The organism is Mesorhizobium kamtschaticum (assembly GCF_056174585.1).
In genome coordinates, this window is record NZ_CM149691.1 from 1,329,632 (window position 1) to 1,354,381 (window position 24,750).

The following is a 24,750-nucleotide window of genomic DNA, read 5'->3' on the forward strand; positions in this document are numbered from 1 at the left end:
CCTTCATGCGGTTGGCAAACTGCCGGCAACAACTGTGTAGTGATCGACGAATTCGGATTTCTCCAGGAGATAGCGATCATCTTCCGGGTAGTAGCGGGCCAGCTCCGGCGCGTCGCCGGCAAAGCCTCTCACGGCGTCCATTGATGTCCACCAGCTCAAGGTCACGATCTCCGTCGTGTCGTCGCCACGATCACGCATAAGCATCTGGAAGCCGCGATTGCCTGTCGTGGCCGCGTAATCAAGGCCCCCTGTGCTCCCGACATAGGCGGCATAGGCAGCGCGATCCCGCGTCCGGATGACGGACGACCAGCGACGCAGAATGAGGGGTTCTGTTTCGGTCATGGCTAACTCCTTGTTGTTGTGGCCGCAAAGCGAACAGCAATGATCTAGAGCCTGTAGACATACATCACGAACGGCTCGGCCACCGAATCGCGTGACTCGTAAAACGCGCGAGCCACGATCATGAAATGGCCGGGTTGCCTGAGATAGACTGCCAATCGATCCGGCCTGACCGGCTCGTCGAACGCATCCTCGGCGACCTGCATCACAAGGGCGTCATCGCCTCTTCAAGCCTTCTGATTGCCACTCTAATTGTATAATGTTCAGCAAGTCGGCTTACAAACTTTGACGTTTACGTAAATCCCAAACCATCTAACCGATTGAAAATGCTCACCCCAAAATAATCGTTTGAATTTATCTTGCACCGGGGCTATTGGGTGCGGCGAAATCTCGCGGGTTTCCGCTGCATTCCAGCCTCTTCCTCGACGCCGTCATCAAGTCGTCAAAGATTTGGGCGCAGTCACAGACAAAGGGAAAACATCCTCACATGGCACGCAACAAGATAGCGCTTATCGGCTCGGGCATGATCGGCGGCACGCTGGCCCATATGATCGGCCTCAAGGACCTCGGCGACGTGGTTCTGTTCGATATTGCCGAGGGTATTCCGCAAGGCAAGGGGCTCGATATCGCGCAGTCGTCGCCGGTCGATGGTTTTGACTCGCGGCTGACCGGCGTCAATGACTATGCCGGCATCGAGGGCGCGGACGTCTGCATCGTCACCGCCGGCGTGCCACGCAAGCCGGGCATGAGCCGCGATGACCTGCTTGGCATCAACCTCAAGGTCATGGAACAGGTCGGCGCCGGTCTGAAGAAGTACGCGCCGAAGGCCTTCGTCATCTGCATCACCAACCCGCTCGACGCCATGGTCTGGGCGCTGCAGAAGTTTTCCGGCCTGCCCAAGACCCATGTCGTCGGCATGGCCGGCGTGCTCGACAGCGCGCGCTTCCGCTATTTCCTGGCCGAGGAATTCAAGGTCTCGGTCGAGGACGTCACCGCCTTCGTGCTCGGCGGCCATGGCGATTCCATGGTGCCGATGATCCGCTATTCGACGGTGTCGGGCATTCCGCTGCCCGATCTCGTCAAGATGGGCTGGACCTCGAAGGAGAGGCTTGACCAGATCGTGCAGCGCACCCGTGACGGCGGCGCCGAGATCGTCGGCCTGCTCAAGACCGGCTCGGCCTATTACGCGCCCGCCGCCTCGGCGATCCAGATGGCCGAAGCCTATCTCAAGGACAAGAAGCGCGTGCTGCCGTGTGCTGCCCACCTCTCCGGCCAGTATGGCGTCAAGGGCACCTATGTCGGCGTTCCCGTGGTGATCGGCGCCGGCGGCGTCGAGCGCATCATCGAGATCGACCTCAACAAGGCCGAGCAGAAGATGTTCGACAGTTCGGTGGCGACCGTGCAGGGCCTGACCGAGGCCTGCGTCAAGATCGCGCCGCAGCTCGCCTCGAAGTGAACCCCGCCAAAACGTCAATCCCGGCAAAAAAGACTTGGAGATAGTTCCCAATGAACATCCATGAATATCAAGGCAAGGCGCTGCTGAAGAGCTTTGGCGCGCCGGTGGCCGAAGGCGTGCCGGTGTTCAAGGCAAGCGAGGCCGAAGCCGCCGCCAAGGCGCTGCCCGGCCCGCTCTATGTGGTGAAGAGCCAGATCCACGCCGGCGGCCGCGGCAAGGGCAAATTCAAGGAGCTCGGCCCCGACGCCAAGGGTGGCGTCAGGCTGGCGAAGTCGGTCGCCGACGTCGTCGCCAATGCCAACGAGATGCTCGGCCACACGCTGGTGACCAAGCAGACCGGCCCGGCCGGCAAGCAGGTCAATCGCCTCTACATCGAGGACGGCGCCGACATCGAGCGCGAGCTTTATCTGTCGATCCTGGTCGACCGCTCGGTCGGCCGCGTTGCCTTCGTCGTCTCGACCGAAGGCGGCATGGACATCGAGGCGGTCGCGCATGACACGCCGGACAAGATCATCACCGTCGCCATCGACCCGGAGAAGGGTGTGACGGCGGCCGATCTGAAGGCGCTCAACGGCGCTCTGAAGCTCGACGGCGATGCGGCCAAGGACGGCGATACGCTGTTCCCGATCCTCTACAAGACTTTCGTCGAGAAGGACATGAGCCTGCTTGAGGTCAATCCGCTGATCGTCATGAAGAACGGCCGCCTGCGCGTGCTCGACGCCAAGGTGTCGTTCGACAACAACGCGCTGTTCCGTCACCCGGACGTGCTCGAACTGCGCGACACCACCGAAGAGGACGAGAAGGAGATCGAGGCGTCGAAATACGACCTCGCCTATGTCGCGCTCGACGGCAATATCGGTTGCATGGTCAACGGCGCCGGCCTTGCCATGGCGACGATGGACATCATCAAGCTCTATGGCGCCGAGCCCGCCAACTTCCTCGACGTCGGCGGTGGCGCGTCCAAGGAAAAAGTGACGGCGGCGTTCAAGATCATCACCAAGGACCCGGCGGTCAAAGGCATCCTGATCAACATCTTCGGCGGCATCATGAAGTGCGACATCATCGCCGAGGGCGTCATCGCCGCGGTCAAGGAAGTCGGGCTAGAGGTGCCGCTGGTGGTGCGCCTGGAAGGCACCAATGCCGAGCTCGGCAAGAAGATCATCAACGACAGCGGCCTGAACGTCGTGTCGGCGGACGATCTCGACGACGCGGCCAAGAAGATCGTGGCGGCGGTGAAGGGCTGAGCCTGTGCCTCCGCGCAAGATAAACCTCGTCGAAGCGGCGGACGCGAAGATCAAGAAGGTCTTCGATCCGCATATCGCCGGCGACGTCAATGACAGCCAGGCGAAGGTCGCCAAGTTCGGCGCGGCTTTCGACTGGCACGCGCATGATCATGAGGACGAAGCTTTCCTCGTGCTGCGCGGGCGCATCGCCATCGATTTCCGCGACGGTCCGGTCGAGCTCGGCGAGGGCGATTTCATCGTCGTGCCGCGCGGTGTCGAGCACCGGCCGCGTTCGCTGACGGCGGAGCCCGTGGTGCTGATGTTCGAACCGGCGACGACGCTCAACACTGGCAATGCCAAGAGCGACCTCACCGTCACCGACCTGAAGCGGCTCTGACTCATGAACGCTGCATCCTTCTCTTCGCTCTCGGCCGATCACCAGCGCCTGCAGGCGCTGGTCGGCGCGTGGCGCGGCGAGGAAGAGGTGGCGGACACGCAATGGGCTGATGGCGGCCCGGCGACTTCCGAAGTGCTGGCCGAGGCGCAGTTCGGCGGCCTGTTCGTGGTGCAACGCTATCGCCAGCGCCGCGATGGCACGATCTCGTTCGGCGCGCACAGCGTGTTCGGCTTCGACCAGCAGAACAGCGTCGTCACCATGCACCAGTTCGACTCGATGGGCTTTGTGCCGGCGTCGCCCGCCACGGGCAGCTGGAACGGCAGCGAGTTGGTCCTGGAACGGACGTCGCCGCGCGGCGCGGCGCGCGTGACGTATATTTTTGACGATGCCGACATCTACCGCATGCGATTGCATTTCAAACCTGCCGGCAGCGATGCCTGGCAAGACATGGTGAGCGGCGTCTACAAGCGCGCCTCGCCTTCCTCGATCAACGGTTTTTAGAAAAGGGCTCCGATGTCCATTCTCGTCGACAAGAACACCAAGGTGCTGGTGCAGGGCCTGACCGGCAAGACCGGCACGTTCCACACCGAACAGGCGCTGGCCTATCACGGCACCAAGATGGTGGGCGGCATCCATCCCAAGAAGGGCGGCGAGACCTGGACCGGGTCGAAGGGCGAGAGCCTGCCGATCTTTGCCACCGTCGCCGAGGGCAAGGAAAAGACTGGCGCCAACGCCTCCGTCGTCTATGTGCCGCCGGCGGGTGCCGCCGAAGCGATCCTGGAAGCGATCGAGGCGGAAATCCCGCTGATCATCTGCATCACCGAAGGTATTCCGGTGATGGACATGATCAAGGTCAAGGCGCGGCTCGACCGCTCGACCTCGCGGCTGATCGGCCCGAACTGCCCGGGCGTGCTCACCCCCAACGAATGCAAGATCGGCATCATGCCCGGAAACATCTTCCGCAAGGGCTCGGTCGGCGTTGTTTCGCGCTCGGGAACACTTACCTATGAGGCAGTGTTCCAGACCACCAATGTCGGCCTCGGCCAGACCACCGCCGTCGGCATTGGCGGCGACCCGGTCAAGGGCACCGAGTTCATCGACGTGCTCGAGATGTTCCTCGCCGATGACGAGACCAAGTCGATCATCATGATCGGCGAGATCGGCGGTTCGGCCGAGGAAGACGCCGCGCAGTTCCTCAAGGACGAAGCCAAGCGTGGCCGCAAGAAGCCGATGGCCGGCTTCATCGCCGGGCGCACGGCGCCGGCCGGCCGCACCATGGGCCATGCGGGCGCGGTCATCTCCGGCGGCAAGGGCGGCGCGGAAGACAAGATCGCGGCGATGGAATCGGCCGGGATAAAAGTTTCGCCCTCGCCGGCACGGCTGGGCACGACCTTGGTCGAGGCGATCAAGGGTTAAGGCAGTAAAGGGAGTAGGGCAGTAGGGCAGTAGGGGAATAGGAAGAACGGGACAAGCGGCGGCAACGCCACTTTCCTACTGCCCTATTGCCTTACTGCCCTACTCCCCTCCAAACGCAAGGAGACGGAGCCAGGCTCCGCAGGCAAAAAATGGCAAGACAAGATCAGGCCAACGACCAGTTTTCGCTCACCTCTTTCCTCTATGGCGGCAATGCCGACTACATCGACGCGCTCTATGCCGCCTATGAGGACGATCCGGAGTCGGTCAATCCGGAGTGGCAGGAGTTCTTCGCCGGGCTGAAGGACGATGCCGGTGATGTGCGCAGGAATGCCAAGGGCGCTTCCTGGGCAAAACCCTCCTGGCCGCTGCAGGCCAATGGCGAGCTGGTCTCGGCACTCGACGGCAATTGGGGCATCGTCGAGAAGCATCTGGAAAAGAAGGTCAAGGACAAGGCGGTCACCAACGGCGTCGTCCTGTCCGACGCCGACGTGCACCAGGCGACGCGCGATTCGGTGCGCGCCATCATGATGATCCGCGCCTACCGCATGCGCGGCCATCTGCACGCCAATCTCGATCCGCTCGGCATCGCCAAGCCACTCGAGGATTACAACGAATTGTCGCCCGAGAATTACGGCTTCACCGAAGCCGACTACGACCGGCCGATCTTCCTCGACAATGTGCTCGGGCTCGAATTCGGCAGCATCCGGCAGATGTTGGAGATCCTGACCCGCACCTATTGTTCGACGCTCGGCGTCGAGTTCATGCACATCTCCGATCCCGAGGAGAAGGCCTGGATCCAGGCGCGCATCGAAGGCGCCGACAAGGAGATCTCATTTACCGCCACCGGCAAGAAGGCGATCCTCTCGAAGCTGGTCGAGGCGGAAGGTTTCGAGCAGTTCATCGACGTCAAGTACAAGGGCACCAAGCGCTTCGGCCTCGACGGCAGTGAAGCGCTGATCCCGGCGCTGGAGCAGATCGTCAAGCGCGGCGGCCAGCTCGGCATGAAGGAAATCGTGCTCGGCATGGCGCATCGCGGCCGGCTCAACGTGCTTAGCCAGGTGATGGCCAAGCCGCACCGCGCCATCTTCCACGAGTTCAAGGGCGGCTCGGCCGCTCCCGACGAGGTCGAGGGCTCGGGCGACGTGAAGTACCATCTCGGCGCCTCGTCGGACCGCGAGTTCGACGGCAACAAGGTGCATCTGTCGCTGACGGCAAACCCGTCGCATCTGGAAATCGTCGATCCGGTGGTGATGGGCAAGGCGCGCGCCAAGCAGGACTATCTGTTCGGCCGCGGCCGCGAGGAGATCGTACCGCTAGAGGAGCGGGCCAAGGTGCTGCCGCTGCTGCTGCACGGCGACGCCGCCTTCGCCGGCCAGGGCGTGATCGCCGAAATCCTGGGCCTGTCGGGCCTGCGCGGCCATCGCGTCGCCGGCACGCTGCACTTCATCATCAACAACCAGATCGGCTTCACCACCAATCCGCGCTTCTCGCGCTCGTCGCCCTATCCGTCCGACGTTGCAAAGATGATCGAGGCGCCGATCTTCCACGTCAATGGCGACGACCCGGAAGCGGTCGTCCATGCCACCAAGGTGGCGATCGAATTCCGCATGAAGTTCCACAAGCCGGTGGTCGTGGACATGTTCTGCTACCGCCGCTTCGGCCACAATGAGGGCGACGAACCGGCCTTCACCCAGCCGATCATGTACCGCAACATCCGCACCCATAAGACGACGGTGCAGATCTATGGCGACCGGCTGATCGCCGAGGGCCACATCACCCAGGCCGAACTCGACCAGATGAAGGCCGACTGGCGTGCGCATCTGGAATCCGAATGGGAGGTCGGCCAGCACTACAAGCCCAACAAGGCCGACTGGCTCGACGGTGCCTGGTCGGGCCTGCGCACGGCCGACAACCAGGACGAACAAAGGCGCGGCAAGACCGCCGTGCCGGTCAAGACGCTGAAGGAAATCGGCAAGAAGTTGACCGAGGTGCCGAAGGGTTTTGAGGCGCACAAGACGATCATCCGCTTCCTCGAAAACCGCCGCGAGGCGATCGATTCGGGCGAAGGCATCGACTGGTCGACGGCCGAGGCGCTGGCTTTCGGCGCCATCCTGCTCGACGGCAATCCGATCCGCCTCTCCGGGCAGGATTCCGAACGCGGCACCTTCTCGCAGCGCCATTCCGTGCTCTACGACCAGCGCGACGAGACCCGCTATATCCCGCTCAACAATCTGTCGGCGGCACAGGCCGGCTACGAAGTCATCAACTCGATGCTGTCGGAAGAGGCGGTGCTGGGCTTCGAATATGGCTACAGCCTGGCCGAACCGAAGGCGCTGACCTTGTGGGAAGCGCAGTTCGGCGACTTCGCCAACGGCGCCCAGGTGGTGTTCGACCAGTTCATCTCGTCGGGCGAACGCAAGTGGCTCAGAATGTCGGGCCTCGTTTGCCTTCTGCCGCATGGCTATGAAGGCCAGGGTCCGGAACATTCCTCAGCTCGGCTCGAGCGCTTCCTGCAGCTTTGCGCCGAAGACAATATGCAGGTGGCAAACTGCACGACGCCGGCCAACTACTTCCACATATTGCGCCGGCAGCTGAAGCGGGATTTCCGCAAGCCGCTGATCCTGATGACGCCGAAGTCGCTGCTGCGCCACAAGCGGGCGGTGTCGACGCTGCCGGAAATCTCGGGCGAAAGCTCGTTCCACCGGCTGCTGTGGGACGACGCCCAGCTGTTGCCCAACCAGGCGATCAAGCTCACCAAGGACAGCAAGATCCGCCGCGTCGTGCTGTGCTCGGGCAAGGTCTATTACGACCTCTACGAGGAGCGCGAGAAGCGCGGCATCAACGACATTTACCTTTTGCGCGTCGAACAGCTCTATCCGTTCCCGGCCAAGGCACTGATCACCGAACTGTCGCGTTTCCGCAACGCCGAGATGGTGTGGTGCCAGGAGGAGCCCAAGAACATGGGCGCCTGGTCGTTCATCGACCCGTATCTGGAATGGGTGCTGGCGCATATCGATGCCAAGCATCAGCGGGTGCGCTACACCGGCCGGCCGGCGGCCGCGTCGCCGGCGACCGGATTGATGTCCAAGCACCTTGCCCAGCTCGCCGCCTTGCTCGAAGACGCGCTCGGCGAATAACAGAACGAAAGAAACGGACAGGCACAATGGCTACCGAAATCCGCGTTCCCACTCTCGGCGAATCCGTCACCGAGGCGACCATCGGCAAATGGTTCAAGAAGGTCGGCGATGCCATTGCCGTCGACGAGCCCTTGGTCGAACTCGAAACCGACAAGGTGACGGTGGAGGTGCCTGCCGCCGCCGCCGGCACTCTGGGCGAAATCGTCGCCAAGGAAGGCGAGACGGTCGCTGTCGGGGCGCTTCTTGGATCAATCTCGGCTGGTGGCGCAGCCGCCGCACCAGCGACCAAGCCGCAGGCGGTGTCGCAGGCATCGAGTCCCGACGCGGCGCACACCACCAAGCAGGCCGCGGCCGAGACCGCCAAGATTGCCGGCGATGCCGGCGCGGTCGAGCCGCGCAGCATGCCGCCGGCGCCTGCCGCCGCAAAACTGATCGCCGAGAACAATCTCGCTGTCGACCAGCTTTCCGGTTCCGGCAAGCGCGGCCAGGTGCTGAAGGGCGACGTGCTCGACGCCATCTCCAAGGGTGCGCCGTCACAGCCGGCCGAGACGCCGAAAGCGGCTCCTGCGCCGATTGCCGTGCGGGCGCCATCCTCCGGTGACGACGCCTCGCGCGAAGAGCGCGTACGCATGACCAAACTGCGCCAGACCATTGCGCGCCGGCTCAAGGAAGCGCAGTCGACCGCAGCGATGCTGACCACCTTCAACGAGGTCGACATGTCAGCGGTGATGGCGCTCAGGACCAAATACAAGGACGTGTTCGAGAAGAAGCACGGCGTGAAGCTCGGCTTCATGGGCTTCTTCACCAAGGCCGTCACCCATGCCTTGAAGGAAATCCCCTCGGTCAATGCCGAGATCGACGGCACCGACATCATCTTCAAGAACTATGCCCATATCGGCGTCGCCGTCGGCACCGAGAAGGGTCTCGTGGTGCCGGTCGTACGCGATGCCGACCAGATGTCGATCGCCGAGATCGAGAAGGACATCGGCCGGCTGGGCATCGCCGCGCGTGACGGCAAGCTGTCGGTCGCCGATATGCAGGGCGGTACGTTCACGATTTCCAATGGCGGTGTTTATGGCTCGCTGATGTCGACGCCGATCCTCAACGCGCCGCAATCGGGCATTCTCGGCATGCACAAGATCCAGGACCGGCCTGTCGTGGTCGGCGGCCAGATCGTCATCCGGCCGATGATGTATCTGGCGCTCAGCTACGACCACCGCATCGTCGACGGCAAGGAAGCCGTGACCTTCCTGGTCCGCGTCAAGGAAAGCCTGGAGGATCCGGAACGGCTGGTGCTCGATCTCTAGGGGTTGGCTCGGTGGCTGAGTCTGTCGAGCCAATCGACCTGTTCGAGCTTGTAACGACAGGCCGGGCAGGATCTTTGGAGTTCGGCAAAAGCAGCCGTGAAACAGTTCGAGGCTTGATCGACCCAGAGGACGTGCGGGCGGACAATCACTATCGCCACGAGGACGCGGAGTCGGCGTGGTGCATCTATGGTCGAAATTGCGAGTTTTTCTTCAGTCCCGATTTTCGTCTGAGGTCGATTAGTGTCGAACCTGTCTTCGGAAGATTGCAATCGGGTGGAACGATACCGACTTGGTGTGGCCATCTGGACGTCGATGTGGGTCGACATCCGGCAACTTTTGCAGGCACAAAGCCGATAACCATACATACTCTGCCCAAGGCGCTGCAGTTCCTGAACAATAGCGAATTCAAGTGGACAATCGGCGGCGGTCGGGAGCGCGACGTTTATATTGAGCTGGCAGAGAGCTCTCGCATCTTGACCCTCAAATACGAGGTGAACACGCTTCCGGTCGACAGGAATGAGAACGTTGCGGTCGAGATAGACTATTTTCTTTCGACGGTCTTCATTCTCGATCAAGCTGTTCAAGGCGGATAGCAGTGATGATCCGTTCCTTCTTGCCCAAAAGCCTCGCGACCGCATCGATAGCGGTCGGCGCGGCGATGATAACAGCGATCGCCCATGCCGCCTGTCCGATCGAACTCGCGGTCTACGGCGACGCCCAAAGCGGCAGCGAGATCGATTTTACGCCGACCGGGACCTCGGCTGTTGTCACAAACAGCTTCCGCATGATCCTCGACAACAATGTGGTGCTGAACGGCATTGTGATGTGGAGCTCGGGCGAAGCGCGGCCGAACGGCTCCTTGACGTATAAATGCCCGGAGGGCGACACCACTGGTGCTGAGCTTGCCGCCTGCACGCTGTGGAACGGTGTCATCTACACATCGGATGACAAGGGCAGCATCGGGTTCTTGCCGGCGCAAGGCGCCGATGCGCCGAAGACACTGATCCTTCCCGACCTTGGGCCGTCATTGCGGCATTCACTGGCCTATGGCGGCAGCGGATTTTCGAAAGTGCCGTCGGATGTTTTTACGCTGAAGGGATGCCAGGAATGAGCGAGGCACAAAAAGTGCTGCTGGTCACCGGCGGCAGTCGCGGCATCGGCGCGGCCGTCTGCCGGCTCGGGGCGAAGGCCGGTTATCGTCTGGCGGTCAACTATGCCTCGAACCAGGCTGCCGCCGACGCGCTGGTCGGCGACATCAAGGCTGGCGGTGGTGATGCGTTTGCCGTCAAGGGCGACGTCGGCAGCGAGGCCGACATCATGGCTATGTTCGAAGCAGTGGATCGGACCTATGGCCGGCTCGACGCTTTCGTCAACAATGCCGGGATCGTCGACGCCAAGGCCCGTGTCGACGAGATGAGCGCGGCACGGCTCGAACGCATGATGCGCATCAATGTCGTCGGTTCCATTCTCTGCGCCCGCGAGGCGGTCAAGCGTATGTCGACGCGCCATGGCGGTTCGGGTGGAGCGATCGTCAACATCTCATCGGCGGCGGCGGTGCTGGGCGCGCCGGACAATTATGTCGACTATGCCGCCTCCAAGGGCGCCATCGACACGTTCACCGTCGGGCTTGCCCGCGAGGTGGCGACGGAAGGCATCCGCGTCAATGCGGTGCGGCCGGGCATCATCGACACCGATATCCACGCTTCCGGCGGACAGCCGGGCCGAGTGTCGCTGATCCAGGACACGCTGCCGATGAAAAGGGCGGGCACCGCGGATGAAGTCGCGGCGGCGGTTCTCTATCTTCTATCCGACGCCGCGTCCTATACGACAGGCGCGATCCTGAATGTCAGCGGCGGCCGCTGAGACCCAATCGAGAAGGACAGTATCATGGCTTATGACGTCGTTATCATCGGATCGGGACCGGGCGGCTATGTCTGCGCCATCAAGGCGGCGCAGCTTGGATTGAAGGTGGCGGTGGTCGAGAAGAACGCCACCTTCGGCGGCACCTGCCTCAACATCGGCTGCATTCCGTCGAAGGCGCTGCTTTACGCCTCCGAGATGTTCGCCGAGGCCGGCCATTCCTTCGATACGCTCGGCGTCGAGATCGCAGCACCCAAGCTCAACCTCAAGAAAATGATGGCGCACAAGGATGCGACGGTGTCGTCCAACGTCAACGGCGTCGCATTCCTGTTCAAGAAGAACAAGATCGACAGCTTCCGTGGCACCGGCAAGGTGCTTGCGGCCGGCAAGGTGTCGGTGACCGGCGAGGACGGCAAGGTCGAGGAGATCGAAACGAAGAACATCGTCATCGCCACCGGGTCCGATGTCGCCGGCATTCCCGGCGTCAAGGTCGACATCGACGAGAAGGTGATTGTCTCGTCGACCGGTGCGCTGTCGCTGGAGAAGGTTCCCGGCCATCTGGTTGTGGTCGGCGGTGGCGTCATCGGCCTGGAGCTCGGCTCGGTGTGGGCGCGGCTCGGCGCCAAGGTCACCGTGGTCGAGTTCCTCGACACCATCCTCGGCGGCATGGATGGCGAGGTCTCCAAGCAGTTCCAGCGGCTGCTCTCCAAGCAGGGTTTCGAGTTCAAGCTCGGCGCCAAGGTCACCGGCGTCGCCAAGGCCAAGAAAGGCGCGACCGTCACCTTCGAGCCGGTCAAGGGCGGTGCCGCCGAGACGATCGAGGCCGACGCGGTGCTGATCTCGACAGGACGGCGCGCCTATTCCGACAGTCTCGGCTTGAAGGAGGCGGGCGTCGAGGTTGACGAGCGTGGCCGGGTCAAGACCGACGCTCATCTGCGGACCAACGTTCCCGGCATCTATGCGATCGGCGATGTCATCGCCGGGCCGATGCTGGCGCACAAGGCCGAGGACGAGGGCGTGGCGGTGGCGGAGACCATTGCCGGACAGGCCGGCCACGTGAATTACGAGGTCATTCCGAGTGTCGTCTACACCAGCCCGGAAATCGCCTCGGTCGGCAAGACCGAGGAAGAGCTGAAGAAGGCCGGCATTGACTACAAGGTCGGCAAGTTCCCGTTTAGCGCCAATGGCCGCGCACGCGCCATGCTGCACACGGACGGCTTCGTGAAGATCCTCGCCGACAAGGCGAGCGACCGGGTGCTTGGCGTGCACATCGTCGGCTTCGGCGCCGGCGAGATGATCCATGAGGCGGCGGTGCTCATGGAGTTCGGTGGCTCGTCGGAGGACCTCGCCCGCACCACCCACGCGCATCCGACAATGTCGGAAGCGGTGAAGGAAGCGGCGCTGGCCACGTTCTTCAAGCCGATCCACATCTGAGGCCCAACGCTTCGTCATCCTATGGCGAAGCAAGGAGCGAAGCGACGCGGCGCAGACCATGGGATCCATGCCGTGACTTCAGAGCGTCGCGGCGGTCCAGAGTTCTGCTCCGCTGCATTCCTTGGCTGATGTCGCGGCATGGATCCTCGGGTCAAGCCCGAGGATGACGAACCGTGGTGCCATCGTCCAAAACAAAACGGCCCGCCTTTCAGCGGGCCGTTCGTATTCGATGTCGCGCCGATCAGTTGGCCGGTGCAGGCGCGGGTGCTGGCGCAGGAGCCGGTGCCGGTGCCGGCGCAGGTGCCGGAGCGGGCGCAGGCGCGGGTGCGGGTGCTGGGGCAGGTGCCGGCGCAGGTTCCGCAGGCTTCATCGGTTCTGCCGGTGCGGGCGCCGGGGCCGGTGTGCTGGCCGCTGGCGGTTCGGCGGGTGCCGGATGCTGGCCGCTTCTGCCGAAAACGTAATACGCGACAATCGCCAGGATAACGACGACCAGCGCAATCAGCCAGGGGCTGCCGCCCCCGCCGCTTGGCCTGGGAGTGTCGTTCGATGGATTCGCCATAAAAGTGTCCTCCGTGGATGAAAATGATCAATCAACAGCCATCAACGCGCAACCGTTGAATGGGTTTCACGCTAGCGAAGGAAAGCGCCGGAAACGCGGCGTTTTGGTCCCCCCGCTGCCATCCGACTCAATTGACGGCGGTGACAGTATAGCCGGCTTTGCGAAAATCTCGACCAGTCCCTCAGGCCCGGAAAGATACGCCTCCCGCCAGCTTGATTTCGAGCATTGGTGCCTCGCCGGGCGGCGGCGTTTCGCCACGCAGCGAGCCAAACCAACCGATGCTATCGTTGGTTGTGAGGGAGTTGCCGCTATGACGCCCACTGCACAAACTTTCCCCGATCCCGAGGGTGCTCTTGCCGGCGCTCAGTTCGCCGACCGATATGTGCTGACAACCGATGGTCTTGCGCTGACCGCCATCGGCGCGGCCGAACGCGTTCTGGGGCGGTCACCGAGATGGGTCGGCCGGCTTACGCAGCTGCGCAATCTCGCCGTGAGGCCATTTGGGCTGAAAGCGGGGGCGGAACCCGACGCGCCGCCGGAAAGCAAGATCGGCATCTTTCCGCTCATCAGCCAGGCACAAGGCAGGGTCGTCCTTGGTCTGGACGACCGACATCTCGATTTCCGCCTCCTGGTGGAGGTGAACGACCTCGGCGCGGGCCGGCAGCAGGTGGCTGTGTCGACGATCGTGAAGACGCACAATCTGCTCGGGCGGACGTATCTTGCCATCATCATGCCGTTTCACCGCATCATCGCTCCGGCGATGCTGGCTCAGGTCTTGATCAAATAGGGGTTAAAGCCCCACTGCCGTGACAGTGTAGCCGGCCTTGCGGAAATCCTCGACCAGTCCCTGCGGACCGGGAAGGTGCAGCGCGCCGACCGCCATGAAGGCATTGCCCTTGGCCAGGATCGGCTCGGCATGATCGACCATCACCTTGTTGCGGCTGGTGATCATGGTTTCCTCGAAGGCGGCATAGCCGGCGGGATCGTTCTGCTCTTCGGGCATGGCGGCGCGGAACAGCGGCCAGAACATGCCGGTGTCGCCGCGCTGGTAGAGGATGATCATCGTCTCGTTGATATCGTTCACCTTGTCGCCCAGCTTCAGCGTGTCGACCAGGCCCTTCATGTGAAAGGCGAGCGGCAGCGAGGCCATGGCGCGCAACTGGCTCTCGGCCGTTTCCAGTCCTTCCACCGGCTTGCCGGCGGCCTTGGCACTCTCGGCCAGCTTGACGTCGAGCACCGGCGCCCCGCCCGACTGGCGGGCGAGTTCGCAAGCCGGCAGCGCCATCATGGCCGACAGCATCCACGGCTTCATCTTGGCGACCGTTGCCGGCGGGATGCCGCGCGCGTCGAGTGCTGCATTCATCGCCGCCGCTTCGTCCGGCGTCAGCAAGGACGACAGCGTCGTGGAGTCGGTGAACATCATCAGGTCCGGCTCCTTCAGCATCGCCGTCATCATCTTCTGCTTGTCGAGGACATCGGTGGTTTCGATGATGAGGGTGCCGGCGGCGTCAAAGGCTTTCTGTGCTTGCGGCGTCAGCGTGGTGACGCGCGGATCGGTCATGTGCATGGTGCCGAACAGGTAGGATGGCTGTTCGCCGGACTTTTCCAGCTTCCACAACAGGCCCTTGCCATTCAGCGTGGCGGCGGCTTCCGCCTCGATCTTGCTGTAGGTGGCGGGGCTGCTCGTCTGCAGGGCGGACAGCATGTCGGCGCCGCTGCAGGTCGGGACTTCCGCATGCGCCCTGCCGGCAGCGAACAAAAGGACGGCAAGAAAGGACAGGAAAAACAGCACGTTGAGCGCAACAAGCAGCTTCAGCGACAGGGAAGCTGCACGGTCGGCGATGGCGATGACACGTTTCATGATCCTATTCCTAGGACCGAAAAGCGGCAAAACGGTTAATTGATGCTATGAAATTGTCCTGACCGGCTATCGTTCTCGGCTGACGTCGATGGGCCTCATGCCCAGTTGGCGGAAACGCCGATTTCTTCGTCATCCACGGGCGGAGCAAGGAGCGTAGCGACGCGGCGCAGACCCGAGGATCCATGCCGGGACTCTGGAACGCCGCAACGGTGCAGAATTTCGCTCCGCTGCACCCGTCAGCAAGGTCGCGGCATGGATCCTCGGGTCTCCGCGACGCCGCTGCGCGGCTGCTCCGCCCGTGGATGACGAAGTCGGGAACGCTTCGGCTAATCGCGAATGTTCATAAGTAGGCCACCGATACGGTGCGGCGGCGCCGGCGTTCACGCCCTCGGATGGGCCGATTCGTAGATTTCGAGCAACCTCGCGGTGTCGACGCCGGTGTAAATCTGCGTCGTCGACAGGCTGGCGTGGCCAAGCAATTCCTGGATGGTGCGCAGATCGCCGCCCCGCCCAAGCAGATGCGTGGCGAAGGAATGGCGCAGCGCGTGCGGCGTCGCGGTATCGGGCAGGTTGAGCGCCGAGCGCAGCTTCGCCATGTCGCGCTGGATGATGGCCGGGTTGAGCGGGCCGCCGCGTGCGCCACGAAACAACAGGCCCTTCGGATCGAGATGATAGGGGCAAAGCCGGCGGTATGCGGCGATTGCCCTGAGCGCCACGGGCAGCACCGGCACCAGCCGCGTCTTGCCGCCCTTGCCGGTGACGCGCAGCACGGTGTCGGCCTCCGAGGCCAGATCGGCGCCGGCGAGGCCGAGCGCTTCGGAAATGCGCAGGCCGGAGCCGTAGAGCAGCGTCAGCACGGCGGCATTGCGGGCCGCGATCCAGGGTTCCTCGGCCAATTGGCCCTCGATGGAGACGACATGTTTGGCGTCGCTCGCCGTCAGCGGTTTTGGCAGCGATTTCGGCTGGCGCGGCGCGCGAAGTGCTGCGGCACCCGCGGCATTGGCGAGACCGCGCCGCTCGAGAAAACGCAGCAGCGAGCGGATGCCGGCCAGCCCGCGCCCAAGCGTGCGGGCGCCGGCGCCGGCGTTGCGGCGGGCGGCGAGAAAGCCGCGCAGATCGGCTGGGCGCAGATTGGCGATATCCGAAATGCCGGGCGAGCCGCCGCAATGGCCGGTGAGGAAATGCAGGAACTGGCGCGTGTCGCGCTCATAGGCCTCGACGGTCGCGGGCGACAGCCGGCGCTCCCGCGCCAGCATCTTCAGCCAGCTTTCGCGTGCCGCCTGGAGATCGGGCTTCGCCGGGATGAGGAATTCCTGCATGGCGGCATTTTGGGGTATTCGGGTTAGGAAGCGGTGAAGAGGCCGTCATTGAAATGACAAGGGGCTGGGGTTAGGAGATCGTCGATAGGTGGCAGGTCACAAACCTTGGTGATTGGCTGAAACGCTAGGTCCCTTCGTCATCCACGGGCGGAGCAGGAGCGAAGCTCCGTCGCGGAGACCCGAGGATCCATGCCGTGACCTGCGGGCGTTGCTGCGGTACAGAGGTTTGCGGCGGACAGCGCGACGTGTCCGCAAATAGATATTTGGCAGGAACGAGACAGGTGACCCTTTCTGAACTGCTGTGCTTTTTGGTCACCGTAACGGAATGGATCCTCGGGTCTGCGCAGCCGCTTCGCGCCTGCTCCGCCCGTGGATGACGAAGGTAAAAGTGCCATGAGCAAGCCGCAAAACCCTGTCCAGATGGCCGTGATCGGCGCCGCCCATGGCATCAAGGGCGAACTCAGGGTGAAAACCTTCACCGGCGAGCCGATGGCGCTGGCGGACTATGGGCCGCTCTATGCCAGGGACGGCCGCGTCTTCCAGATCATCGATATCCGCCCCGCCAACACGGTTGTCGTGGTGCGCTTCAAAGGCATTGCTGACCGCAATGCCGCCGAGGCGCTTGCCGGCACGGAGCTGTTCGTCGACCGCTCGATGCTGCCCGACGACGGCGAGGAGGATGAGTTCTACCATGCCGACCTGGTCGGACTGGAGGTTCGGGACGATACGGGTGCCGCGCTCGGCAAAGTCGTCGCCGTGCATAATTTCGGCGGCGGCGACATTCTCGACGTGACGCTTGCCGGCCGCAAGGGCGTGCTGATCCCGTTCACCCAGGCCGCCGTGCCTCAAGTGTCGATCGCCGAGGGCTTTGTCCGCGTCGACCCGGCGGCGGCCGGACTTATCGAGGACGAGGATGGCGATGCGCCGCGAGACGACAATTTCGACCCGAAGGGCAGGCCGCGCGGACCGCGCGACGCCGGGGGCAACCGGTGAGTTTCTCGGCTAGCGTGCTGACGCTTTATCCCGAGATGTTTCCGGGCGCGCTCGGCCTGTCGCTGGCGGGCCGCGCGCTCGAGGCCGGCACATGGTCGCTGGATGCGGTCCAGATCCGCGACTTCGCCACCGACAAGCATCGCACCGTCGACGACACGCCGGCCGGCGGCGGCGCCGGCATGGTGATGCGCGCCGATGTGCTGGCCAAGGCGATCGACCATGCCTCGCCGCCGGGCGATATGCGTCCGCGCCTGCTGATGAGCCCGCGTGGCAAGCCGCTGACGCAGGCGCGCGTGCGGGAACTCGCCGCCGGGCCGGGCGCCGTCATCCTGTGCGGCCGCTTCGAGGGCGTCGACCAGCGGGTGATCGAGGCACGAGGGTTAGAGGAAGTCTCGATCGGCGATTTCATTCTTTCTGGCGGCGAGCCGGCGGCGCTTGTGCTGCTCGACGCGGTGGTGCGGCTGCTGCCCGGCGTCATGGGCAATGCCGTGTCCGGCGAGGAAGAGAGCTTCGAGAACGGCCTGCTCGAGCATCCGCACTATACAAGGCCGCAGGAATTCGAAGGCCGGGAGATTCCCGATGTGTTGATCTCCGGCAATCACAAGAAGATCGCGGCTTGGCGGCGCGCGGAGTCCGAGAAGCTGACCAGGGAGCGGCGGCCCGACCTGTTCGCTGCTCAGCCCTTGCCGAAGTAATAGAAGGCGAGAAACAGGCCGACGGCGATGACGAAGCCGCGCACCACATTCTGCGGCACGCGCTTGGCGATCCACACGCCGGCATAGCCGCCGAGCGCCCCGCCCGGGATCAATGATGATCGCCTGCGGCCAGGCGACGACGCCACCCGAGACGAAGACGACGATGGCGACAGCCGCAATGACCACGGCCAGCATGTTCTTCAGCGCGTTCAGCCGGTGATAGTCGCCGGCCTGCGTCAGGCCGAGCGTCGCCAGCATCATCAAGCCCATGCCGGCACCGAAGAAACCGCCATAGATGGCGGTGACGAACTGCGCCAGCGAACCGGCGAGCGAGCCGACCGCCGCCTCATGACCGGGTTTTGGCGCAGGCTTCAGCCACGGTCCGGCGGCAAACAGAGCGGTCGCAGCCAACAGCAGCCACGGCACCAGGACGCGGAAGGACGGGTTGTCGAGCGCCAGCAGGATCAGCGCGCCGGCCAGTGCGCCGATTGCCGAGATCAGGCAAAGAAGAAGGGCGCCGCGCCAGAAATGGCGGATGTCGGTCCAGTAGGCGAGCGTCGAGGTGATATAGCTCGGGAATTGCGTGACAGACGAGGTCGCGTTGGCGACGATCGGCGGCACGCCGACCAGTGTCATGGCGCCGAAGGTGACGAAGGTGCCGCCACCGGCCACCGCGTTGGCGGCGCCTGACAAGAAGCCCGCCAGGAAAAGCAGGATGGCGTCGAAGACAGACATGAAATGCCGCCGCGGAAAACTGTGTTATGTCAGGCTTAGAAAGCCCCAGGCAGCGGCGCAACCCGGCACGAAGCGATTACGATGGTGCCATGCCGGCAAAAAAGACTCGTGCGCGGGCGTGACAAAGCGCTGAAACAGCTGTATGTGCCCGCCCGTACCGGACAGAAGAATCTGCCGGACCCGTCAACAATGACGGTGTAGTCGCCCCTGTCCGATGTCTTAGAGACAAAAATGTCTCAGAGACAAAGGACATAACCGAGCGGTATTGGAACTGCAAGGCGAGCGTAGGGCGCTCTGACTGTCGGAAGAACAAGAAGTGGACTATTGAGATGGATATTCTCCGTCAGCTCGAGGCCGAGCAGGCCGCCAAGATCGAAGCCAAGCGCAAGCTTCCCGAATTCCAGCCCGGCGACACCGTGCGCGTCCAGGTCCGCGTGACCGAAGGCACCCGCACCCGCGTCCAGGCCTATGAGGGCGTTGTCATCGCCCGCGCCGGTTCCGGCTTCCAGGAAAATTTCACCGTCCGCAAGATCTCCTACGGCGAAGGCGTCGAGCGCGTGTTCCCGGTCTACTCGCCGATGGTCGAAGGCGTCGAGATCGTGCGTCGCGGCAAGGTGCGTCGCGCCAAGCTCTATTACCTGCGCGATCGTCGCGGCAAGTCGGCCCGTATTTCGGAAAACACCGGCGTGCGCGCCCGCAAGCTCAACGATGAGGAGCGCGATGCGCTGAACGCCGAGAAGGCCCGCATCGAGGCCGAGAAGGTCGCCGCTGCCCAGGCGCTGGCCGCCGAGACGGCCGCCAAGGAAGCCGCCGAGAAGAAGGCCGCCGCCGAGGCTGAGGCTGCCAAGGCCGCTGAAGCGACCCCGGCCGAATAAGATTTCGGAAATCCCTTTTGAAAAGGCGGCTTCGGCCGCCTTTTTTCGTTTCACCAGACTGTGAACGCTTTCAGCTCCGGAAACTGGATCCGGGTGTTGACGGCATATTATCTTGTGTACTAAACAATCGTGCACAAGATAATTGGAGATTTGATATGGCACTCTACACCACACAGGCTCACGTCACCGGCGGCCGCGCCGGCCATGGCGAGACCAGCGACGGTCTGCTCAAGGTCGATCTGGCGATGCCCAAGGAGCTCGGCGGGCCGGGTGGCGCCACCAATTCCGAGCAGCTTTTCGCCATCGGCTACGCCGCCTGCTTCGAAAGCGCGGTCCGCTTCATCGCGCGCAAACAGAAGCTGCCGCTCACGGATGCCGGGGTAACCTCCACCGTCAGCCTGCTTCCCAATGGCGAGGGCTTCAAACTCGGCGTCGCGCTCGCGGTGGAAACGAAAGGTCTTGATCCGGCAGCGGCGGAAGCGCTTGTATCAGCGGCGCACCAGGTTTGCCCCTATTCCAACGCCATCAGGGGCAATGTCGACGTGGCGCTTTCGGTAAAGGCGGCATGACGGGAAAGACCACAAAGAGCACCAGCGACGTCCCGGCGGAGGCCGCCGGGACGATCAGGGTCCCGCGGCTCGATCAACAGCTGTGTTTCGCGCTCTATTCGGCGAGCGGGCTGATGACGAAGCTCTATCGGCCATTGCTCGATCCGCTTGGTCTGACCTATCCGCAATATTTGGCCATGCTGGCACTATGGGAGCACGCGCCGAGCACGGTAGGCGCGCTTGGCGAGGCGCTTGGCCTGGATTCCGCGACGCTGACGCCGCTGCTCAAGCGGATGGAGGCAGGCGGCTTCATTACCCGCCGCCGCGATTCCGCCGACGAGCGCCGGGTGCTGGTCGAACCGACGGCCGAAGGCCAGGCGCTGCGCGCGCGCATCAAGGATGTGTCATCAGCCCTTGCCTGCAGCGTGCCGCTGGAGCCTGGTGAAGCGAAAGCGCTGCACGCAACGCTCACTCATCTTGGCGCCGGTCTGCGCAACGCCGTAACGGAAGACCCGGCGGCGGATGCTGAAGCGTTGATTTCTGGCTCGACATAACCAGATCATCCCGGAATCCCTGAATTGAGGGCATCCGAATCCCTTTTCGCGCGCGCTGACGCAGCGGACCGTCTTGCATGACGCAGACGGAAAGCTAAAGTCGGCGCCGGATTCTCCAGTAAGCCCGGCCGCTATCCGGGCGCTTTCAATTTTCGGGAGTGTGTCATGACCAAGTCGAAACTGCTGCTGGCCGGCCTGCTGGCCCTCGTGCTGGCACCCGTCGCCGCCTTCGCGCAGGCGCTACCCGACCTCGCCGGCAAAAAGGTGGTGGTGGTCACCGAAAACGCCTATCCGCCGCTGCAGTTCATCGATCCCAAGACCGGAAAACAGATCGGTTGGGAATATGACGCGATGAACGAGATCGCCAAGCGGCTGAATTTCAAGGTCGAGTATCAGAACACCTCCTGGGACGCGATGATCCAGGCGGTTTCCGACAACCAGTACAACATCGGCATGACCGGCATCACCATCAAGGACGACCGCAAGGAGAAGGTCGATTTCTCCGACCCCTATATGCGCTCGGAGCAGTTCATGCTGGTGCGCGGCGACGAAAGTCGCTTCACCGACGCCAAGACTTTCGGCGCCTTCAAGGACGGATTGATCGGCGCGCAGGCCGGCACGACGCCGTTCTACACCGCCGTCTACAGCGTGCTCGACGGCAATGAGCAGAACCCGCGCATCAAGCTGTTCGAGACGTTCGGCGCCACGGTGCAGGCATTGAAGTCCGGCGATGTCGACGTCGTGCTGACCGATGGCACCGCCGGCAAGGGCTATGTCGATGCTTCCGAGGGCAAGTTGAAGCTGATCGGCGGACCGCTCGGCACCGAGGATTTCGGGTTTATCTTCCCGAAGGGGTCGGACCTGGTGAAGCCGGTTAACGCCGCGATCGCCGCGCTGAAGGCGGATGGGACGCTGGATGCGCTGAACAAGAAGTGGTTTCTTGATTACAAAATGGGGCAGTGAGGCCCTGTTGCTGACGGGAGCGCGTGTGCGGGAAATCGCGCTGAGTTTGCGCCCAGGCCCCCCTCTCTGCCCTGCCGGGCATCTCCCCCTCAAGGGGGGAGATTGGCAGTCCGTTCGGCTTTCGCCAATTTTGGGCGATGCAAGATGTGCGGCGGCGCTGAAGCTGCTGATCTCCCCCCTTGAGGGGGAGATGGCCGGCAGGCCAGAGAGGGGGGCCTTGGCGCTATCCTCTCGGGACGTCCGCTCCACCGGCATCGCCTGATGGCTGCACCCGCATCCTCCACCAAACCCGACTTCCCCTGGTGGCTTGCCGTTGCCGCTGCGCTTGCACTGGTCGCGGCGCTGTTCATCGCCACCAGCAACCTCTATGCCCAGGTCTTCGCCACCGTTGCCAAGGGCATCGGCGTCACCGTCTTCGTCACCGTGGTGGCTTTCGCGCTGGCGTCGATCATCGGTCTCGGCATTGCGCTGATGGGCCTGTCTGGTTCGCCCTGGCTGCGGCAGATCGCCCGCTTCTATGTCGAGATCATCCGCGGCGTGCCGATCCTGGTGCTGCTGTTCTGGATCGCCTTTGCCGGCGCGCCGGCCTTCGTCGCGGCGTGGAACGCACTGACCGCGCCGCTGCAAAGTGCGGGCTATCTCGGCGAGTTGTTGGTGCGCGACGTGTCGCTGTTGTGGCGCGCCATCATGGCGCTGACCATCGGCTATTCGGCCTTCATCTCCGAGGTTTTCCGCGCCGGCATCCAGGCGGTCGAGAAGGGCCAGATCGAGGCGGCCAAGGCGCTTGGCCTGAGCCGCACACAGCGCTTCCGGCTGATCGTGTTTCCGCAGGCGATCCGCACCATATTGCCGCCGCTCGGCAATGATTTCGTCGCTCTGGTCAAGGATTCCTCGCTGGTCTCGGTGCTCGGCGTCGCCGACATCACGCAGATGGGCAAGGTCTATGCCGCCGGCTCGTTCCGCTTCTTCGAGACCTATTCGATAACGGCCTATATTTATCTCATCCTGACCGTCAGCCTGTCGCTGGCGCTCCGGGCACTGGAGCGGCGGCTGCGAAACCAGCATCAGGAATAGTTTTCCGGCGAAGACGGCGCTACGATCCCCGGCATATCTCGTTGAGGAGGTCTCATGATCGTCGACAAAGCCAATGCGGCGCTGGATTCCGTCTACGGCGCCGACACGCCGGAAACGCTGGCGCAGGCCTACGCCACATGGGCCGCGACCTATGACAGTGAGACCGCCTCGCTCGGCTATTTGCTGCCGTTCCTGATCACCGCCTGGGTGGCGCGCCATGTGCCGGTGGGCGAAGGGCCGCTGCTCGATGCCGGCTGCGGCACCGGCCTGTCGGGGCCGTCGCTGAAGGCGCTCGGCTATGGCGACATTGCCGGCCTCGACCTGTCGGACGACATGCTGAAGATCGCCGGCAGCCGCAATGCCTACAGCGAGCTGAAACAGGCGATGCTGGGCGGCCCGCTACCATGGCCGGACGGCTATTTCCGCGCCTTCTTCTCGACCGGCGTGTTCACCATCAGCCACGCGCCGGCGTCGGGCCTGCACGAACTGGTGCGCATCACCGGAAAAGGCGGCCACGCCATCTTCACCGTGCGCGACCAGGTTTTTGAGAGCGGCGGCTTTCAGGGCGTTTTTGATGAGCTGGAGCAGGCGAAGAAATGGCGGCTCGTCGAACAGAGCCCATGGTTCCGCTGCTATGCCATCGCCGAGCCGGATGCGCTGGTGAAGACGTTTGTGTTCGAGGTGATGTGAGCGGCGCCATCTTCCCTTCTCCCCTGTGGGAGAAGGTGGCCTCGCGAAGCGAGGTCGGATGAGGGGTGTTCCAGGGAACACCAACGTCTCACTCCGCTGGAACACCCCTTGTATCTGCACGGAGGAGACTTTGTGCGATGGAAGCGACTGAGCCTCGAACCGGACGGCCATCCGATTCGAGGCTTGGCGAAGTCGCCCGACACCCCTGCGGCTACAACCGTGGATGAGCCTGGGATCTTCGCCTTCGTCACGCACGACCGAATAGTCGCTTGGCTCCAATCGCACGCACAAGGCAGGTTACCGTGAACACGATCCTCTGTGGAATAGATATTTCGAAAGACTGGCTTGATGCCCATATCGAGCCGATGGGAGCGGCAAACCGCTTCGCCAACGATGCGGCAGGCATCGCCGATCTGGCCGCCTGGTGTCAGAACCATGATGTCAAACTCGTCGTCATGGAGGCCAGTGGCGGCTACGAACGGTTGGCCTTCCTGCTCTTGTGGGAGATGGGCCAACCCTGCGGCATGGCCAATGCGAGGAGCGTTCGCTACTTTGCCGAGGCGATGGGTTTCCTGGAGAAGACCGACAGGATCGATGCCGCCGTGATTGCCCGTTATGGTGCCGTCAAGCGGCTCAAGCCGACGCCGCCGCCAAGCGCGGCCCAGCAGCGGCTCAAGGCGCTGGTTGCGCGGCTTTCCCAGGTGGGAGGTGACCTCACCATTCAAAAGCAGCGCAAGAGCACTGCCGACGCCGAAACCATCGCAAGCCTTGATGAGGTGATCGCGCTGCTTGCGCGCCAGAGCCGCAGGCTCGAGGGTGAGATCGCCACGCTCATCGATGACGATCCGCTGTGGGCATGCCTCGACCGGGCCTTCCGCTCGCTCAAGGGTGTTGCCTCTCGCACCGTGGCGCGGCTGATGGCGCAGTTGCCGGAGATCGGCATCCTCTCCAACAAGGCCATCGCCAAGTTGGCCGGCCTGGCGCCGATCGCCAATGACAGCGGCAAGCGCAGCGGTCGAAGACCAGTGCGCGGCGGTCGGGCAGGGCCGCGCGGCGTCCTCTTCCTCGTTGCCAGCATCGTTGCCAAATATGATCCGCATCTGGCAGCTTTCAAGCAACGGTTGCAGGCTGCCGGAAAGGAGAAAATGGTCATCCGCATTGCGCTCGCCCGCAAGCTGCTCGTCATTCTCAATGCAAAAGCACGCGACGCGCGTAACGAATTCGCAAATGCAACTTGACACCCCAGATAGTCGCTCATCCGTCTCGGCGCTGCGCGCCGATCCACCTTCCCCCACAAGGGGGGAGGGGAAGCCAG

General features: G+C 63.3%; 27 protein-coding genes and 1 pseudogene. 23 read left to right on the top strand and 5 right to left on the bottom strand.

Annotated features, from left to right (window positions below; genetic code table 11):
• Positions 1 to 3: 3 nt before the first annotated feature.
• Positions 4 to 342 carry a hypothetical protein gene (locus AC0V7N_RS06430; RefSeq protein ID WP_475455758.1) on the bottom strand — a complete coding sequence of 113 codons (339 nt, stop codon included), beginning with the start codon at positions 340 to 342 and terminating at the stop codon, positions 4 to 6.
• A 44-nt stretch (positions 343 to 386) separates the two neighbouring features.
• The gene (locus tag AC0V7N_RS06435; RefSeq protein WP_475455760.1) at positions 387 to 548 is read right to left on the bottom strand and encodes a hypothetical protein; all 162 of its coding nucleotides are present in this window, start codon (positions 546 to 548) and stop codon (positions 387 to 389) included.
• Positions 549 to 826: 278 nt separating this feature from the next.
• Here AC0V7N_RS06435 and mdh point away from each other — a divergent pair, with 278 nt between their 5' ends.
• The 13 genes from mdh (at position 827) to AC0V7N_RS06500 (ending at position 13,915) form a co-directional block, all read left to right on the top strand.
• Positions 827 to 1,795: a malate dehydrogenase gene (mdh, locus tag AC0V7N_RS06440; RefSeq protein ID WP_475455762.1), complete on the top strand. Its 969-nt coding sequence runs from the start codon at positions 827 to 829 to the stop codon at positions 1,793 to 1,795.
• Between the two features lie 50 nt (positions 1,796 to 1,845).
• Positions 1,846 to 3,039, top strand: coding sequence for an ADP-forming succinate--CoA ligase subunit beta (gene sucC, locus AC0V7N_RS06445; protein WP_475455763.1), 1,194 nt, complete (start codon positions 1,846 to 1,848; stop codon positions 3,037 to 3,039).
• A gap of 4 nt (positions 3,040 to 3,043) precedes the next feature.
• The gene (locus AC0V7N_RS06450; RefSeq protein WP_475455765.1) at positions 3,044 to 3,415 is read left to right on the top strand and encodes a cupin domain-containing protein; all 372 of its coding nucleotides are present in this window, start codon (positions 3,044 to 3,046) and stop codon (positions 3,413 to 3,415) included.
• 3 nt (positions 3,416 to 3,418) lie between these two features.
• Positions 3,419 to 3,916: a DUF1579 family protein gene (locus AC0V7N_RS06455; protein WP_475455767.1), complete on the top strand. Its 498-nt coding sequence runs from the start codon at positions 3,419 to 3,421 to the stop codon at positions 3,914 to 3,916.
• 12 nt (positions 3,917 to 3,928) lie between these two features.
• On the top strand, positions 3,929 to 4,831 hold the full coding sequence (gene sucD, locus AC0V7N_RS06460; protein ID WP_027042853.1) for a succinate--CoA ligase subunit alpha: 903 nt from the start codon (positions 3,929 to 3,931) through the stop codon (positions 4,829 to 4,831).
• Between the two features lie 149 nt (positions 4,832 to 4,980).
• On the top strand, positions 4,981 to 7,968 hold the full coding sequence (locus AC0V7N_RS06465; protein WP_475455769.1) for a 2-oxoglutarate dehydrogenase E1 component: 2,988 nt from the start codon (positions 4,981 to 4,983) through the stop codon (positions 7,966 to 7,968).
• Between the two features lie 26 nt (positions 7,969 to 7,994).
• Positions 7,995 to 9,275, top strand: coding sequence for a 2-oxoglutarate dehydrogenase complex dihydrolipoyllysine-residue succinyltransferase (odhB, locus tag AC0V7N_RS06470; protein WP_475455771.1), 1,281 nt, complete (start codon positions 7,995 to 7,997; stop codon positions 9,273 to 9,275).
• A gap of 11 nt (positions 9,276 to 9,286) precedes the next feature.
• Entirely contained in the window at positions 9,287 to 9,868 is a 582-nt protein-coding gene (locus AC0V7N_RS06475) for a hypothetical protein (protein WP_475455773.1), read from the top strand.
• Positions 9,869 to 9,933: 65 nt separating this feature from the next.
• Positions 9,934 to 10,386 carry a hypothetical protein gene (locus AC0V7N_RS06480; RefSeq protein WP_475460217.1) on the top strand — a complete coding sequence of 151 codons (453 nt, stop codon included), beginning with the start codon at positions 9,934 to 9,936 and terminating at the stop codon, positions 10,384 to 10,386.
• Positions 10,383 to 11,138 (top strand): SDR family oxidoreductase, encoded by a 756-nt coding sequence (locus AC0V7N_RS06485; RefSeq protein WP_475455775.1) that lies wholly within the window; start codon positions 10,383 to 10,385, stop codon positions 11,136 to 11,138. The genes AC0V7N_RS06480 and AC0V7N_RS06485 overlap by 4 nt, the downstream gene beginning before the upstream one ends.
• A gap of 24 nt (positions 11,139 to 11,162) precedes the next feature.
• Entirely contained in the window at positions 11,163 to 12,569 is a 1,407-nt protein-coding gene (gene lpdA, locus AC0V7N_RS06490) for a dihydrolipoyl dehydrogenase (protein WP_475455777.1), read from the top strand.
• 138 nt (positions 12,570 to 12,707) lie between these two features.
• A complete protein-coding gene (locus tag AC0V7N_RS06495; RefSeq protein ID WP_475455779.1) occupies positions 12,708 to 13,052 on the top strand; it encodes a hypothetical protein in 345 nt (114 codons plus the stop codon).
• An 89-nt stretch (positions 13,053 to 13,141) separates the two neighbouring features.
• The gene (locus AC0V7N_RS06500) at positions 13,142 to 13,915 is read left to right on the top strand and encodes a DUF2867 domain-containing protein (RefSeq protein ID WP_475455781.1); all 774 of its coding nucleotides are present in this window, start codon (positions 13,142 to 13,144) and stop codon (positions 13,913 to 13,915) included.
• A gap of 3 nt (positions 13,916 to 13,918) precedes the next feature.
• On the opposite strand, the gene AC0V7N_RS06505 is transcribed toward AC0V7N_RS06500, so the two are convergent.
• Entirely contained in the window at positions 13,919 to 14,989 is a 1,071-nt protein-coding gene (locus tag AC0V7N_RS06505) for a TraB/GumN family protein (RefSeq protein ID WP_475455783.1), read from the bottom strand.
• A gap of 380 nt (positions 14,990 to 15,369) precedes the next feature.
• Positions 15,370 to 16,308, bottom strand: coding sequence for a tyrosine recombinase XerC (locus tag AC0V7N_RS06510; protein ID WP_475455785.1), 939 nt, complete (start codon positions 16,306 to 16,308; stop codon positions 15,370 to 15,372).
• A 393-nt stretch (positions 16,309 to 16,701) separates the two neighbouring features.
• Between AC0V7N_RS06510 and rimM the strand changes: the two genes are divergently transcribed.
• Both rimM and trmD read left to right on the top strand, forming a co-directional pair.
• Positions 16,702 to 17,301, top strand: a complete 600-nt coding sequence (rimM, locus tag AC0V7N_RS06515; RefSeq protein ID WP_475455786.1) for a ribosome maturation factor RimM — start codon at positions 16,702 to 16,704, stop codon at positions 17,299 to 17,301.
• Positions 17,298 to 17,996: a tRNA (guanosine(37)-N1)-methyltransferase TrmD gene (gene trmD, locus AC0V7N_RS06520; protein ID WP_475455788.1), complete on the top strand. Its 699-nt coding sequence runs from the start codon at positions 17,298 to 17,300 to the stop codon at positions 17,994 to 17,996. Before rimM ends, trmD begins: the two co-directional genes overlap by 4 nt.
• Here the strand turns inward: trmD and AC0V7N_RS06525 are convergent.
• A pseudogene (locus tag AC0V7N_RS06525) lies at positions 17,978 to 18,689 on the bottom strand (sulfite exporter TauE/SafE family protein). The gene trmD and the pseudogene AC0V7N_RS06525 overlap by 19 nt on opposite strands.
• Between AC0V7N_RS06525 and AC0V7N_RS06530 the strand changes: the two are divergent.
• From AC0V7N_RS06530 to AC0V7N_RS06565, 8 genes are all read left to right on the top strand, one after another.
• Positions 18,598 to 18,864, top strand: a complete 267-nt coding sequence (locus AC0V7N_RS06530; RefSeq protein ID WP_496628051.1) for a hypothetical protein — start codon at positions 18,598 to 18,600, stop codon at positions 18,862 to 18,864. The pseudogene AC0V7N_RS06525 and the gene AC0V7N_RS06530 overlap by 92 nt on opposite strands.
• A gap of 196 nt (positions 18,865 to 19,060) precedes the next feature.
• Positions 19,061 to 19,606, top strand: a complete 546-nt coding sequence (gene rplS / locus AC0V7N_RS06535; protein ID WP_027042867.1) for a 50S ribosomal protein L19 — start codon at positions 19,061 to 19,063, stop codon at positions 19,604 to 19,606.
• A gap of 155 nt (positions 19,607 to 19,761) precedes the next feature.
• Complete coding sequence (locus AC0V7N_RS06540; RefSeq protein WP_475455791.1) at positions 19,762 to 20,175, top strand: organic hydroperoxide resistance protein; 414 nt, start codon at positions 19,762 to 19,764, stop codon at positions 20,173 to 20,175.
• Complete coding sequence (locus AC0V7N_RS06545) at positions 20,172 to 20,708, top strand: MarR family winged helix-turn-helix transcriptional regulator (RefSeq protein ID WP_475455793.1); 537 nt, start codon at positions 20,172 to 20,174, stop codon at positions 20,706 to 20,708. The genes AC0V7N_RS06540 and AC0V7N_RS06545 overlap by 4 nt, the downstream gene beginning before the upstream one ends.
• A gap of 165 nt (positions 20,709 to 20,873) precedes the next feature.
• A complete protein-coding gene (locus tag AC0V7N_RS06550; RefSeq protein WP_475455795.1) occupies positions 20,874 to 21,671 on the top strand; it encodes a transporter substrate-binding domain-containing protein in 798 nt (265 codons plus the stop codon).
• A gap of 261 nt (positions 21,672 to 21,932) precedes the next feature.
• Positions 21,933 to 22,745 carry an amino acid ABC transporter permease gene (locus AC0V7N_RS06555; RefSeq protein ID WP_475455797.1) on the top strand — a complete coding sequence of 271 codons (813 nt, stop codon included), beginning with the start codon at positions 21,933 to 21,935 and terminating at the stop codon, positions 22,743 to 22,745.
• A gap of 54 nt (positions 22,746 to 22,799) precedes the next feature.
• Positions 22,800 to 23,435, top strand: coding sequence for a class I SAM-dependent DNA methyltransferase (locus tag AC0V7N_RS06560; protein WP_475455799.1), 636 nt, complete (start codon positions 22,800 to 22,802; stop codon positions 23,433 to 23,435).
• Positions 23,436 to 23,737: 302 nt separating this feature from the next.
• A complete protein-coding gene (locus AC0V7N_RS06565; protein WP_475455801.1) occupies positions 23,738 to 24,673 on the top strand; it encodes an IS110 family RNA-guided transposase in 936 nt (311 codons plus the stop codon).
• The last annotated feature ends 77 nt before the right edge of the window (positions 24,674 to 24,750 follow it).

Bases quoted from the DNA above. Each gene is read 5' to 3' on its own strand.
- AC0V7N_RS06430 (WP_475455758.1), bottom strand. From the start codon at position 342: ATGACCGAAACAGAACCCCTCATTCTGCGTCGCTGGTCGTCCGTCATC.
- mdh (WP_475455762.1), top strand. From the start codon at position 827: ATGGCACGCAACAAGATAGCGCTTATCGGCTCGGGCATGATCGGCGGC.
- sucC (WP_475455763.1), top strand. From the start codon at position 1,846: ATGAACATCCATGAATATCAAGGCAAGGCGCTGCTGAAGAGCTTTGGC.
- AC0V7N_RS06455 (WP_475455767.1), top strand. From the start codon at position 3,419: ATGAACGCTGCATCCTTCTCTTCGCTCTCGGCCGATCACCAGCGCCTG.
- sucD (WP_027042853.1), top strand. From the start codon at position 3,929: ATGTCCATTCTCGTCGACAAGAACACCAAGGTGCTGGTGCAGGGCCTG.
- AC0V7N_RS06465 (WP_475455769.1), top strand. From the start codon at position 4,981: ATGGCAAGACAAGATCAGGCCAACGACCAGTTTTCGCTCACCTCTTTC.
- odhB (WP_475455771.1), top strand. From the start codon at position 7,995: ATGGCTACCGAAATCCGCGTTCCCACTCTCGGCGAATCCGTCACCGAG.
- AC0V7N_RS06480 (WP_475460217.1), top strand. From the start codon at position 9,934: ATGATAACAGCGATCGCCCATGCCGCCTGTCCGATCGAACTCGCGGTC.
- AC0V7N_RS06485 (WP_475455775.1), top strand. From the start codon at position 10,383: ATGAGCGAGGCACAAAAAGTGCTGCTGGTCACCGGCGGCAGTCGCGGC.
- lpdA (WP_475455777.1), top strand. From the start codon at position 11,163: ATGGCTTATGACGTCGTTATCATCGGATCGGGACCGGGCGGCTATGTC.
- AC0V7N_RS06495 (WP_475455779.1), top strand. From the start codon at position 12,708: ATGGATCCTCGGGTCAAGCCCGAGGATGACGAACCGTGGTGCCATCGT.
- AC0V7N_RS06505 (WP_475455783.1), bottom strand. From the start codon at position 14,989: ATGAAACGTGTCATCGCCATCGCCGACCGTGCAGCTTCCCTGTCGCTG.
- AC0V7N_RS06510 (WP_475455785.1), bottom strand. From the start codon at position 16,308: ATGCAGGAATTCCTCATCCCGGCGAAGCCCGATCTCCAGGCGGCACGC.
- rimM (WP_475455786.1), top strand. From the start codon at position 16,702: ATGAGCAAGCCGCAAAACCCTGTCCAGATGGCCGTGATCGGCGCCGCC.
- rplS (WP_027042867.1), top strand. From the start codon at position 19,061: ATGGATATTCTCCGTCAGCTCGAGGCCGAGCAGGCCGCCAAGATCGAA.
- AC0V7N_RS06540 (WP_475455791.1), top strand. From the start codon at position 19,762: ATGGCACTCTACACCACACAGGCTCACGTCACCGGCGGCCGCGCCGGC.
- AC0V7N_RS06545 (WP_475455793.1), top strand. From the start codon at position 20,172: ATGACGGGAAAGACCACAAAGAGCACCAGCGACGTCCCGGCGGAGGCC.
- AC0V7N_RS06550 (WP_475455795.1), top strand. From the start codon at position 20,874: ATGACCAAGTCGAAACTGCTGCTGGCCGGCCTGCTGGCCCTCGTGCTG.
- AC0V7N_RS06555 (WP_475455797.1), top strand. From the start codon at position 21,933: ATGGCTGCACCCGCATCCTCCACCAAACCCGACTTCCCCTGGTGGCTT.
- AC0V7N_RS06560 (WP_475455799.1), top strand. From the start codon at position 22,800: ATGATCGTCGACAAAGCCAATGCGGCGCTGGATTCCGTCTACGGCGCC.